The following is a 12,067-nucleotide window of genomic DNA, read 5'->3' as shown; positions in this document are numbered from 1 at the left end:
ATCCATGGCATTGTTCCTTACCTAAAGGTGGCAATCTATTGACTGACAGGGGTAAGGCGATGGCGTTTGGCGATGGTGGGTGTGGCGGTCAATGTGCTGACCGTCTCGATCTGGACTTTACGATGGCTTTCCAGCCCATTGTCGATGTCGCCAACGGAGATGTCTGGGCCCATGAGGCGCTGGTGCGCGGTCTTCAGGGCCAGGGTGCGGGCTGGGTTCTGGGACAGGTGACCGATTCCACCCGCTATGCCTTCGACCAGTCCTGCCGCATCAAGGCCATCGAGCTGGCATCAAGCCTGCCGATGAACGGAGCGCGCCTGTCGATCAATTTCCTGCCGAACGCCGTCTACAAGGCGGAAGCCTGCATCCGCGCCACGCTGGCCGCCGCCCGCCGCACCGGCTTCCCCACCGACCGCATCATCTTCGAGGTGACGGAGAACGAGCGGGTGGTGGACCACGACCATCTGAAGAGCATCTTCAACGAATACAAGCGGCAGGGTTTCCTGACCGCCATCGACGATTTCGGCTCCGGCTATTCCGGGCTGAACCTGCTGGCCGAGTTCCAGCCCGACATCATAAAGCTGGACATGGAACTGACCCGCAATATCGACAGCGAGCGGGCGCGGCGCAGCATCGTCAAGGCCATCCTGGCGGTGTGCGAGGATCTCGCCATCACGCCCATCGCCGAGGGCATCGAGACCGCGGATGAGGCCAAGACCCTGCGCGATCTGGGCGTCACCCTGATGCAGGGCTACCTTTTCGCCAAGCCGGCCTTCCAGGCCGTGGTGACCGATCCGGAAATGGCGATGCTGGCCGCCTGAGCCTCATTCCCGGGCCTGAACCGGCGCCGTCATGTAGCTCATCCCCCCGCCATAGCTGGCCAGCTTGACCTCCAGCGCCGGCCCGCCTTCCGCATAAGGCGTGAAGCCGACCCGCTCCCAATAGCTCCGTGCGCCCGGCGTGGAGGTCAGCGCCAGCCATCGCCAGCCCTCCCGCTTCGCCAGCCCGTGGGCATAGTTCAGCACCGCCGACCCCAGCCCGGTGCCGCGCGACTCCGGCAGCAGCGCGATGTCGTGAAGGTACAGGCAATCCGCATCCGCCGGCAGGCTGCCGAGCGGCGTGTCGAGCGGCGGTGGCACACCGAGCCTGCCGGGATGCATGACGCCGTAGCCGATGGCCTCTCCGTCGCGCTCGGCCACACGGCAGCCGGCGGGGTAGAGCGCCAGCCGTTCCTCGAACACGCTGCGCTCCTCCGGATAGGCCGGATGCACGATGTCCGCAATGGCGAGAATCCGATCCAGGTCGGCCGCGGTCATAGCACGCCATAGGGCCGATGCGCCGCGGCACTCTCCCCGATCACCGTCAGACTGCAATGCGGCCGTCATCCGCCTTCTCCGTTCCACACCCGTTCAAGAGCTTCCGGCCCGCCATCGGGCACGGTATGCTGACTCTTCATACCATAGGGAGTTCACCCCATGCCCGATGCCGCTGTGGCGCGCCTGCTGCCGACGGTCCGCACCATCGCTCACGAGGCCGGTCAGGTCATCCTGCGCTTCTACAACGACGGCATCGACGTCGCCACCAAGGTCGACGGCAGCCCTGTCACGCAGGCCGACCATGCGGCGGAGGCGGTGATCGTTCCGGCGCTGCACCACCTGCTGCCCGGAGTCCCGGTTGTCGCGGAAGAGGCGATGGCCGCCGGCCACAAGCCGGACATTTCCGGCGGCAGGTTCTGGCTGGTCGATCCGCTCGACGGCACCAGGGAGTTCATCTCCCGCAACGGCGAGTTCACCGTGAACATCGCCCTGATCGAGAATGGCGCCCCGGTGCTGGGCGTCGTCTATGCTCCTGCCACCGGCGACCTGTATGCCGCGGCCGGCCCCGGCACCGCCGTCCATTGCGCGGAAGGCCGCCACGACCACGCGATCTCCGTCCGCAACCCGCCGGCCGACGGGCTGACCGTCGTCGCCAGCCGGTCCCACGGCAGCGGGTCGGTGCTGGACGAGTTCCTCGGCAAATATGCGGTGAAGGACCGGGTGTCCTGCGGCAGCTCGCTGAAGTTCTGCACGGTGGCGAGTGGCAAGGCCGACCTCTACCCGCGCTTCGGACCGACCAGCGAATGGGACACCGCCGCTGGCCACGCCGTGCTGATCGGCGCCGGCGGCCGGGTGGAACAGCCGGATGGCTCGCCGCTGGTCTATGGCAAGGACGACATCCTGAATCCGAACTTCGTCGCCTACGGCTGGAAATGACGGTGTCCGTATCGTGCCTGGGTGAAGCGGCGACCGCGGTGCTCACCACCGCGGCGCCGCTGGAGAAAGTCCGCCTGACCCGCCTTCATGCCGCCGCATGGCGCGACAACCTGCTGTCGCCCGACGTGCCGGCACCACCGCCCGACCGCCCTGCCCGTCCCGACCGGCCGGAGTTGAAGCTGCCTCGCGACATGCCCAAGCGCGGGCGCGGCGGCAGTGCCCAGAACCGCATCGCTCTGCTGCATGCGCTGGCGCACATCGAACTGAACGCCATCGATCTCGCCTGGGACATCGTCGTCCGATTCGCGCCTCTCGGCCTGCCGAAGGGCTTTACCGACGACTGGGTCCAGGTGGCCGACGACGAGGCGCGGCATTTCCAGATGCTGGAAACCCGGCTGAACGCCCTGGGGTCCTCCTACGGCGACCTGCCGGCCCATGACGGGCTGTGGCAGGCGGCGACCGAGACCGCCCACGACCTCGCCGCCCGACTGGCGGTGGTGCCGATGGTGCTGGAGGCGCGGGGACTCGACGTGACGCCGGAGACCGTGCGCCGCCTGCGCGATTTCGGCGACACGGAAAGCGCCGATCTGCTCCAGACCATCCATGACGAGGAGATCGGCCACGTCGCTGCGGGCCGCCGATGGTTCGTCCATCTCTGCGCCGACCGCGTGGCAGAGCCGGTCGCCTTGTGGCAGGAGCTGGTCGGCCGCCATTTCCGTGGCGGGCTGAAGCGGCCCTTCAACACCGCCAGCCGCCAATTGGCCGGCTTCGGCCCGGAATATTACGAGCCGATCACTCCCGAAATTGACCGCAAGCCGGAAACCCGGTAAGGCGCTGCACATCATGGCCGTATACACCGAAGTCACCGACGAGGATCTCAGCACCTTCGCCGCCCAGTACGATCTGGGCGCGGTGCTGTCGTGCAAGGGCATCGCGGAGGGGGTGGAGAATTCCAACTTCCTGCTGGTGACCGAGAGCGGACCCTACATCCTGACGCTCTATGAAAAGCGCACGCGGAAGGAGGATTTGCCCTTCTTCCTCGGCCTGATGGAGCATCTGGCGGACAAGGGCATCGCCTGCCCGCTGCCGGTGGCGGCGCGCGACGGCGTGGCTCTGCGCGAGCTGTGCGGCCGCCCGGCGGTGATCGTCACCTTCCTGGCCGGAATGTGGCCGCGCCGGATCACGCCGCAGCATTGCGCCCAGCTGGGCGAGGCGCTGGCACGGCTGCATCTGGCGGTCGGCGATTTCCGCATGGAGCGGCCGAACGCGCTGGCCCTGCCCGGCTGGAAGGATCTGTTCGCCAAGTCGGCGACCCGCGCCGACGAGGTGGCTCCCGGCCTGCGCGCGACCCTGGAAGCGGAACTGGCGGCATTGGAGGCCAACTGGCCGGTCGGCCTGCCTTCGGGCGTCATCCACGCCGATCTGTTCCCGGACAATGTCTTCTTCCGCGGCGACAGCCTGTCCGGCCTGATCGATTTCTATTTCGCCTGCAACGATTTCCTCGTTTACGACGTGGCGATCTGCATCAACGCCTGGTGCTTCGAGATCGACGGCTCGTTCAACGCCACCAAGGCCCGGCTGCTGCTGTCCAACTACCGCAAGGTCCGGCCGCTATCCCGCGAGGAGCTGGACGCTCTGCCCTGGCTCTGCCGCGGCAGTGCCGTGCGTTTCCTGCTGACCCGCCTCTATGACTGGCTGAACCACCCGCCGGGCGCCTTCGTGCGGCCGAAGGATCCGTTGGAATATCTGCGCAAGCTGCGCTTCCACCAGTCGGTCCGCGGTCTGGGCGACTATTTCCTCGACGACTCGGACGCGGGCAGGACCTGACGGCATGACGGACAGCACCACCTCGCCTGACGCCGGCCGCAAGACCGTCGACATCTTCACCGACGGAGCCTGCAGCGGCAATCCCGGCCCCGGCGGCTGGGGCGCCATCCTGCGCTATGGCGAGGTGGAGAAGGAGCTTTACGGCGGCGAGCCGGCGACCACCAACAACCGCATGGAACTGATGGCGGCCATCATGGCGCTGGAGGCATTGAAGAAGCCCGTGACCGTCCGCCTCTTCACCGACAGCGAATATGTGAAGAACGGCATCACCAAGTGGATCCATGGCTGGAAGGCCAAGGGCTGGATGACCGCCGACAGGAAACCGGTGAAGAACGTCGATCTGTGGCAGCGCCTGGAAGAGGCGAAGCGGCAGCACGAGATCGAGTTCCACTGGGTCCGCGGCCACGCCGGCCACCCCGAAAACGAGCGCGCCGACGAACTGGCGCGGCGAGGGGTTGCCGACGTGCGTGCACGGAACTGACCAAGCGCCCTCTCCCCGGAAACTCCCGGAGAGAGGGCGCTGAGCGATCAGATTTTTTCCAGCAGCGCTTCGGCCGACGACACTTCGAACTTGCCGGGGGCCTCGACGGCGACATGGGTGACCTTGCCGTCCTCCGCCACCAGGGCGAAGCGCTGGCCGCGGGTGCCCAGGCCATGGGCCGAGCCGTCCATGGTCAGGCCAAGGGCGGTGGTGAAGGTGGCGTTGCCGTCCGGCAGCATCTTGACCTTGTCGCCGACGCCGCCCTTGTCACCCCAGGCGCGCATCACGAACGGATCGTTGACGGCGAGGCAGATGATGCTGTCCACGCTCTTGGCCTTCAGCGCGTCGGCCTGCTGGACGAAGCCCGGCAGGTGCTTGGCGGAGCAGGTCGGGGTGAAGGCGCCGGGAACGGAGAACAGGACGACCTTCTTGCCCTTGAACAGCTCGTCCGTGGTGACTTCCTGCATGCCGTTGTCGGTCAGCCACTTCAGCGTGACGGACGGAATGGTATCGCCAACCTGGATGCTCATCGTCTCTAACCCTTCCGGTTTTTCGGCTTGGCCCGATTTTGGGTTCGGCCCGTTTTCGGGTCCGGCCGGACTCCCGTTTGCGGAGCCCGGCCCTGCATCCCTTCTATCCCCCGCGGCGAATGGCCGCAAGGCGTGGTTGGCTCCCCAATCCAGTTAAGACCGACAGCCAGGGTCACGCCTTCTTCACGAACTCCGACTTCAGATTCATCGCACCGATGCCGTCGATCTTGCACGCGATGTTGTGCCCGTCGGCGCCATCGACCAGACGGATGTTCTTCACCTTGGTCCCGCCCTTGACCACAAGCGACGATCCCTTGACCTTCAGGTCCTTGATGACGGTGACGCTGTCGCCGTCTGCCAACGTGTTGCCGTTGGCATCGCGCACGCCCTGCCCGGCTTCGGCATCGACGGCCGCGGCGGCCGTGTCGGGGTTCCACTCATGCCCGCAGTCCGGGCAGTTCCACAGGCTGCCGTCATTGTAGGCGTTTTCGGAGCTGCATTGCGGGCAGTTGATCTGATCGTCCATCATCGTCCTCATGGCGCGGGAGGCTCTCCCGGAGCCGCCCTGTTACCGCAGAATAGCCGCAACAGCCATAGGCCTTTTCCGGACCCTGCTCAGACCCCTTTGCCTGCTGGCTTGCCCGCCGCCTTGCTCAACGCCTCCAGCACCGCGCCCTCGCTCAGCAATTCAGGCAAGGCAAGGCCGTCCGGTGCGCCGGGGCCATAGACGATGTTGAAGGGAATGCCGTAGCGGCCATGGTCTGACAGGAACTTCGCGATTGCCGCGTCCGGGCGGGTCCAATCGGCGCGCATCGCCACGACGGTCGGATCGTCCATCCGCTGGGCGACCTCGCCGCGATTCAGCACCAGCTTCTTGTTCGCCTGGCAGGTGATGCACCAGTCGGCGGTCACGTCGACGAACACCGTGCGTCCGGCGGCGACATGCTCGCGGATCGTCGCTTCGGCAAAGGGCACCCAGCGCGCCTTGGATTCGGCAAGCACCGGTGCCGCACCGGCCGACGGACCGACCGCCGCCGGCATGGCGAAGGCAGCGAGTGCCAGCACGCCCGCCAATGCCGGCCCGGCGGTCCGCGCGGTACCCCGCGCGCTCCGCCCGACCCACAGCGCCAGCACCAGCCCCGCCATCATCAGCCCGACCGTGGCCGCGGCCACCTCGCCGATCTGCGCGGTCAGCACCGACAGCAGCCAGAGCGCCGTCAGCATCATTGCGAACCCCAGCACCGTCTTCAGAGTCGCCATCCAGCGCCCCGGACGCGGCAGCCAGCCCGCCACCCGAGGCCATGCCGCGACCGCCAGATAGGGCAGAGCCAACCCGACGCCCAGCGTCGCGAAGATCGCGTAGATCTCCACCGGCCCTTTCGACAGGGCGAATCCCACTGCCGTGCCCAGGAAGGGAGCGGAACAGGGGGTTGCCAGCAGGGTCGCGAACATGCCGGTGGCGAACGGCCCGGCCAGCCCGTCGCCGCCCAGCCGGTCGGCCAGGGCACGCGGCAGCGGTACCTCGAACAGGCCCCACAGGTTGGCCGAGAACAGCGTGACCAGCACGACCATAAAGACGAGGAACAACGGCTGCTGGAACTGGATGCCCCAGCCGACCGCCCCGCCCGCTGCCTTGACGCCGACCAGCACCGAGGCCATCAGCAGGAACGAGGTCAGGATACCGGCGGCACTCGCCAGGAAGCCGCCGCGCACCGCGGCAGGCGCCTGCCCGCCATGCTTGACCACCGACATCAGCTTCAGCGACAGCACCGGCAGCACGCAGGGCATCAGGTTCAGAATCAGGCCGCCCAGCAGGGCCACCCCCAACATCGCCAGCAGCCCGACACCGCCGGGCACCGACGCGGCGCCGCCGGCCGACGCGGTTGCCGGTGCTTCGACCGCTTTGTCGCCATCGACCAGGGTCAGCGTCATCGCACGCCCAGCCAGATCGAGGCCCTGCTGCGGATCGGTCACCGTCAGGGTCAGGCGGACATGGCGGTCATTGTCGGAAAACACCGTCTTCGGGGCGGAGAAGGTCAGCGGCGGGTCCGTCTCCACGAACAGATCGGGGGAAACGAAGCCATCAGCGGCGGTCGCCTCGACTTCGAGAGCGGATCCCTTGCCCTGCACGGAGTCGACGCGCAGCAGACCATTCGGCCCCTTCGGCACCAGCGCCTGCGCTCGCGCCACGTCGTTGGCGGCGTCGCTGGGCTCGGCCGGCCCGGCCGGAAGGGCAAGCGCAAGTTCCAGCGTCTGCGGCACGCAGATTTCCGAGCAGACCAGCAGTTCAGCGGTCAGCGCCAGATCGACCGGCTTGCCGGGTGTCGCCGGCTTGCCCTGGATCGGGAAAAGAACCGCCGTGTCATAGCCCGCCGTTTCGAACCCCAGAACCGAGAAGCGATGCGGCGCCGGATAGGACAGCGTCGCCTCCCCCAGGTTGGCGGAGCGGCTCCAGTCCAGGCGCGGCGCGAATCCGGCATCGCCCGGGGAGCGCCAATAGGTTTTCCACCCCGACTCCAGCCGCAGTTCCAAGCCCAAGGGCAGCGCCGCCAGATCGCCGGTGCCGCGCACCGCCGACACCAGCCGCGCCTCCACCGGTCCCGCCTTGGTCCAGGCCCCGACCGCATCCTGCGCAAAAACGGGGGCGCCGCCACCGGCCAGCGCGGCGAGACTCAGCAGGAGGGCGAGGGCATGTCTTTTCATCGCGCGCACTGTTCTCTTCCCTGGAAGGGGCGCATCCGCGTCCCTGACGCCCTATATGATAGCCCATATAATGGTGACAAAGCTCGGCCGGTGCTGTCACACTCCGGTGAAAGCGTCGCCAGAGCGCCAACCACAACCGCACGTAGGGACGGACGCGGTTTCCCGCACCGGACCGACGACAAGGATAATCGCCCATGCCGCGCCTGACCAAGTCTCCGGACTCCAAGACCACGGAATCGCTGACCGGCCAGCTGCTGATCGCCATGCCCGGAATGGAGGACCCGCGTTTCCAGCGTACGGTCATCTATGTGTGCGCCCACAATGAAGACGGCGCAATGGGGCTGGTGGTCAACCGGCTGTTCGGGTCGATCACGTTCGAGGATCTGCTGGAACAGCTCGACATGGACATCTCGCAGCCGGTCAACAACCTGCCGGTGCATTATGGCGGCCCCGTCGAGTCGGGCCGCGGCTTCGTCCTGCATTCGACCGATTATGTCCGCGATGGCACCCTGGTGGTGAACGATGATGTGGCCCTGACCGCCACCATCGACATCCTGCGCGCCATCTCCGAAGACCGCGGCCCGCGCCGCAACCTGCTGCTGCTCGGCTATGCCGGCTGGGGTCCGGGTCAGCTCGATGCCGAATTCCAGGCCAATGGCTGGCTGAACGTGCCCTGCGACGAGAAGCTGCTGTTCGATACCGACCTGGACGCCAAGTGGGAACGCGCCATCGGCAAGCTGGGTGTCAGCGTCTCCATGCTGTCGGGTGAAGCCGGGCACGCATGAGGAGTCGATACTTGAGACGATCATAATACGGCGAACAAGATCGACACGGATGTCACGGATTTATACACGGATTACACTGTTTTTTGATTTCGGCCGCCCCCCGCTTTTCGGCGAGGCGATGATGAGCAAAGCGATATCCGTGAAATCCGTGTTTTAATCCGTGGCATCCGTGTAAATGTTGCTGGCAACGCCACAGCCTCCCGCGCAAGACGGCGATCTGGTTCTACTCCACCCACCGCGCCGCCGCAGCGTCGTCGCTCTCCTTGGCCTCGACCCAGCGCTCACCCTCCGGCGTGGCTTCCAGCTTCCAGAAGGGGGCCCTGGTCTTCAGCCAATCCATCAGGAAGCGGCAGGACTCGAAGGCGGCGTCCCGGTGGGCCGACGCGGTGGCGACCATCACGATGCGGTCGCCCGGCTCCAGCCGGCCATGGCGGTGGATCACCAGCACGTCGTCCAGCGGCCAGCGGCGGCGCGCCTCCTCCTCGATTGCCTCCAGCTGCTTCTCGGTCATGCCGGGGTAATGCTCCAGCGTCATGGCGCTGACGGCGGCACCGCCGGCGATGTCGCGCACCAGCCCGACGAACATCGCCACCCCGCCGACACTGGTGCGGCCGGCGGTGAAGGCTGCATATTCGGCGCCGACATCGAAATCCCCGGCCTGGACGCGGATCGCCATGCCGTCAGCCCCCCGTCACCGGCGGGAACAGCGCCACCTCGTCGGTCGGCGAGATCGGATGGTCGTAGGGCACATGCTCCTGGTTCACCGCCACCTTGACCACCTTGCTGTTCGCCAGGGCTTCGGCATGGCGGGAGCTGCGGGTCTTCAACCATTCGACGAGATCGCCAGCCGTGGTCACCTCCGCCGGCAGTTCCACCGTCTCGGTCGGCACGCCGATCTTGCTGCGCAGCCAGGCGAAATAGAGAATCTTCATCACGTGACCTCTACAGGAATTCTTTGAAAGGCAGGAAATCGACGGTCATGCCGGGCTCGACCCGCGCAAGATCCTCGGGCAGTTCGATCAAACCCTCGGACTCCACCAGCGACGACAGCACGCCGGCCCCGTCGCGCGGGAATTTGGTCGCCTCCAGCGCGCCATCCGAGCCCAACGCCAGAGACCCGCGCAGGAACTCGCGCCGGCCCGGCTTCTTCTTGTGGGCGAAGCCTGCGCGCACCGGGATCGGCCTCGGTGTTTCGCCGGACGCCCCCATCAGCGTCAGCAGGATCGGCCGGGCGATGCGCAGGAAGGTCACCACCACGGCAACCGGATTGCCGGGCAAGCCGACGAACACGGCATCGCGCACCCGTCCCAGCGCCACCGGCCGTCCCGGCTTGATCGCCAGCCGCCAGAAATCGAGCCGCCCGTTCGCCTCGACTGCCGGCTTGACGTGGTCCTCCTCGCCGGTGGACATGCCGCCGGAGGTGATGAGCGCATCATGACCGGCCGCGGCCTCGGCCAAAGCGTCGCGGATGGCCTCGAACCGGTCGGGCAGAATGCCGAGGTCGGTGACGGAGCAGCCCAGCCGGGTCAGCAGCGCGATCAGGGCAAAGCGGTTGGCGTCATAGACGGCGCCGGGCTCCAGTGCCTGCCCCGGCTGCCGCAGCTCGTCGCCGGTGGAGAACACCGCCACCCGCAGGCGGCAGCGCACGTCCAGCATCGCATGGCCGAGCGAGGCGGCGAGCGCGATGTCCTCCGGCCGCAAGCGGCGCCCGGCCGAAAGCACGACCGAGCCCTCGCGCACATCCTCTCCCGCCAGCCGGCGGTTCACGCCACGGCGAATGCCGGGCGGCAGGGTGACAGTCGCATCGCTTCCGGTCCCGGCGCTGCGGCAATCCTCCTGCATGAAGACGGTGTCCATGCCCGCGGGCATTGGCGCGCCGGTAAAAATCCGCACCGCCTCCCCCCGCGCCGCCGGCCGGCCGACCCACTGCCCGGCCGCCACCCGCGCCGTCACCGGCAAAGTGGTGGGGGCGTCGGGGTCAAGGTCGTCGAAGAACACGGCATAGCCGTCCACAGCGGCGTTGTCGTGCGGCGGCACATTGAAGGGCGCCACCAGATCGGCGGCCAGAACCCGCCCCAGCGCACTGGACAGCGGCACGGCTTCGGTCGCCGTCACCGGCCCGACCCGTCCGGCCAGCAGCGCCAGCGCCGGCTCCAGCGCCATCATCGGTCCGCCGAAGGCGAAGCAGTCATTATCGAGTTGCACCATGGCAGCCACTCTAGTCCGTTGCGGCGTCAGGTGCGAAGAGGGAAAAGGCGCGCTTTCCGGGACGTGGCATTCAGCCGCCGAACAGGCCCGGAATCTCCTCCACCCGGGTCAGCAGCCGATCCGGATGCCACGCCGCCAGCGCATCGCCGCGTGTATAGCCCCAGGCGACCGCGGCACAGGCCATGCCCACCTTCCGAGCCGCCTCGATGTCGCGCACCTCATCCCCGATCCCGATGGCATGGGACGCCGGAATGCCGGTGACGCGCAGCATCCTGCGGAACTTCGCCGCCTTGCCGAACAGCGAGGCACCGCATCCGTAATGAGCGATCTGACCCGTCGCCTCCGGCCCCAGGATGCGGCGGATATTCTCGGCGGAGTTGGAACTGACGATGGCGACCGTCACCCCCCGCTCGGTCAGCGCCCGCAGCATGTCGGGCACGCCGTCGAACAGCCGGATGCCGTCGATGTCGCTCGCCATCAGCCGGCGCATGTGGTTGGCGATGAAGGGAAGCTTCCAGCCGGGCACCCGCAGGTGCCGCATGATCTTCCGTGCGTCATAGCCGCGAAGCAGTTCGACCTCGTCGGCCTGTACACGGTTGAAGCCGTAGCGGTCGGCAACGCCGTTCAGAACGCCGACGAACCAGGGAAAGGAGTCGGCCAGTGTCCCGTCGAAATCGAAGATGGCGAGCCGATGACCACCGCGGTCGGGCGCCCATTGGGTGGAAGAGGAAGCGCCATCCATACTACCGTCCGACCAAGTGAAGGCCCAGCCTCACCCCAACCCGCAGCGCGCAACGATGAAGGCCGCGACCGCATCCGCGTCGTTGAGGTCCAGCACCGGAACCGGGCATCCCGGCACCACACTGTCGCTTGCCACCGCGACGATGGTGGGATCGTCCGGCGCGATCAGCGCCTTGTCCACATCGGCCCGCCAGACCTCGATCTTCTCGTGCCGGTCGCGCTTGAAGCCCTCGATCAGCAGCAGATCGACCGGAGCGATCTTACCGATCAGTTGGTCCAGCGTCAGTTCCGGTTCGGCGTCGCGCAGTTCGTGCATCAGCGCCCAGCGGCGCGGGGAACTGACCAGAACCTCCGTGGCGCCGGCCATACGGTGGTTGTGGCTGTCCTTGCCGGGATGGTCGATGTCGAAGCCCTTGTGCGCATGCTTGACCGTCGAAACCCGCAAACCACGCGCCGTCAGCGCCGGAATCAGGCGCACCATCAGCGAGGTCTTGCCGCTGCCGCTCCAGCCGGTCAGCCCGAAAATCTTCATGTCGGAAA

15 protein-coding genes are annotated in these 12,067 nt (G+C 67.1%); 6 read left to right on the top strand and 9 right to left on the bottom strand.

Annotated features, from left to right (window positions below):
• The first annotated feature begins 122 nt into the window (after nt 1-122).
• Entirely contained in the window at nt 123-821 is a 699-nt protein-coding gene (locus tag GBZ48_RS04295) for an EAL domain-containing protein (protein ID WP_209798135.1), read from the top strand.
• Nucleotides 822-824: 3 nt separating this feature from the next.
• Here GBZ48_RS04295 and GBZ48_RS04290 read toward each other — a convergent pair whose 3' ends face one another.
• The gene (locus GBZ48_RS04290; RefSeq protein ID WP_246306965.1) at nt 825-1,316 is read right to left on the bottom strand and encodes a GNAT family N-acetyltransferase; all 492 of its coding nucleotides are present in this window, start codon (nt 1,314-1,316) and stop codon (nt 825-827) included.
• A 159-nt stretch (nt 1,317-1,475) separates the two neighbouring features.
• Between GBZ48_RS04290 and cysQ the strand changes: the two genes are divergently transcribed.
• Genes cysQ through rnhA form a run of 4 tightly spaced genes read left to right on the top strand, consistent with a single transcriptional unit; the run spans nt 1,476 to nt 4,560 of the window.
• A complete protein-coding gene (gene cysQ / locus GBZ48_RS04285) occupies nt 1,476-2,252 on the top strand; it encodes a 3'(2'),5'-bisphosphate nucleotidase CysQ (RefSeq protein WP_174469878.1) in 777 nt (258 codons plus the stop codon).
• A complete protein-coding gene (locus GBZ48_RS04280; RefSeq protein ID WP_174469877.1) occupies nt 2,249-3,082 on the top strand; it encodes a ferritin-like domain-containing protein in 834 nt (277 codons plus the stop codon). Before cysQ ends, GBZ48_RS04280 begins: the two co-directional genes overlap by 4 nt.
• A gap of 13 nt (nt 3,083-3,095) precedes the next feature.
• A complete protein-coding gene (locus GBZ48_RS04275) occupies nt 3,096-4,079 on the top strand; it encodes a homoserine kinase (protein ID WP_174469876.1) in 984 nt (327 codons plus the stop codon).
• 4 nt (nt 4,080-4,083) lie between these two features.
• On the top strand, nt 4,084-4,560 hold the full coding sequence (gene rnhA, locus GBZ48_RS04270) for a ribonuclease HI (protein WP_174469875.1): 477 nt from the start codon (nt 4,084-4,086) through the stop codon (nt 4,558-4,560).
• Between the two features lie 47 nt (nt 4,561-4,607).
• Here the strand turns inward: rnhA and GBZ48_RS04265 are convergent, their stop codons facing one another.
• The 3 genes from GBZ48_RS04265 to GBZ48_RS04255 form a co-directional block, all read right to left on the bottom strand.
• Complete coding sequence (locus GBZ48_RS04265; RefSeq protein ID WP_174469874.1) at nt 4,608-5,090, bottom strand: peroxiredoxin; 483 nt, start codon at nt 5,088-5,090, stop codon at nt 4,608-4,610.
• A 172-nt stretch (nt 5,091-5,262) separates the two neighbouring features.
• On the bottom strand, nt 5,263-5,616 hold the full coding sequence (locus GBZ48_RS04260) for a zinc ribbon domain-containing protein YjdM (protein ID WP_174469973.1): 354 nt from the start codon (nt 5,614-5,616) through the stop codon (nt 5,263-5,265).
• Nucleotides 5,617-5,705: 89 nt separating this feature from the next.
• On the bottom strand, nt 5,706-7,793 hold the full coding sequence (locus GBZ48_RS04255; protein WP_174469873.1) for a protein-disulfide reductase DsbD family protein: 2,088 nt from the start codon (nt 7,791-7,793) through the stop codon (nt 5,706-5,708).
• 194 nt (nt 7,794-7,987) lie between these two features.
• Here GBZ48_RS04255 and GBZ48_RS04250 point away from each other — a divergent pair, with 194 nt between their 5' ends.
• On the top strand, nt 7,988-8,578 hold the full coding sequence (locus GBZ48_RS04250; RefSeq protein WP_098739902.1) for a YqgE/AlgH family protein: 591 nt from the start codon (nt 7,988-7,990) through the stop codon (nt 8,576-8,578).
• A gap of 223 nt (nt 8,579-8,801) precedes the next feature.
• Here the strand turns inward: GBZ48_RS04250 and moaE are convergent, their stop codons facing one another.
• The 5 genes from moaE to mobB all read right to left on the bottom strand — a co-directional run bounded on the left by moaE (nt 8,802) and on the right by mobB (nt 12,059).
• Entirely contained in the window at nt 8,802-9,254 is a 453-nt protein-coding gene (moaE, locus tag GBZ48_RS04245; RefSeq protein WP_174469872.1) for a molybdopterin synthase catalytic subunit MoaE, read from the bottom strand.
• Nucleotides 9,255-9,258: 4 nt separating this feature from the next.
• The gene (gene moaD, locus GBZ48_RS04240) at nt 9,259-9,510 is read right to left on the bottom strand and encodes a molybdopterin converting factor subunit 1 (protein ID WP_174469871.1); all 252 of its coding nucleotides are present in this window, start codon (nt 9,508-9,510) and stop codon (nt 9,259-9,261) included.
• Nucleotides 9,511-9,520: 10 nt separating this feature from the next.
• Entirely contained in the window at nt 9,521-10,786 is a 1,266-nt protein-coding gene (locus GBZ48_RS04235; RefSeq protein WP_174469870.1) for a molybdopterin molybdotransferase MoeA, read from the bottom strand.
• 70 nt (nt 10,787-10,856) lie between these two features.
• Complete coding sequence (locus tag GBZ48_RS04230; RefSeq protein WP_174469869.1) at nt 10,857-11,528, bottom strand: HAD hydrolase-like protein; 672 nt, start codon at nt 11,526-11,528, stop codon at nt 10,857-10,859.
• 30 nt (nt 11,529-11,558) lie between these two features.
• Entirely contained in the window at nt 11,559-12,059 is a 501-nt protein-coding gene (mobB, locus tag GBZ48_RS04225; RefSeq protein ID WP_174469868.1) for a molybdopterin-guanine dinucleotide biosynthesis protein B, read from the bottom strand.
• Between the last annotated feature and the right edge of the window lie 8 nt (nt 12,060-12,067).

The sequence above is a fragment of the Azospirillum melinis genome, from assembly GCF_013340935.1.
GTDB classification, from domain to species: Bacteria; Pseudomonadota; Alphaproteobacteria; order Azospirillales; family Azospirillaceae; genus Azospirillum; species Azospirillum melinis.
Note: the sequence above shows the minus strand (reverse complement) of the source record. Positions and strands in the feature narration are given on the sequence as shown.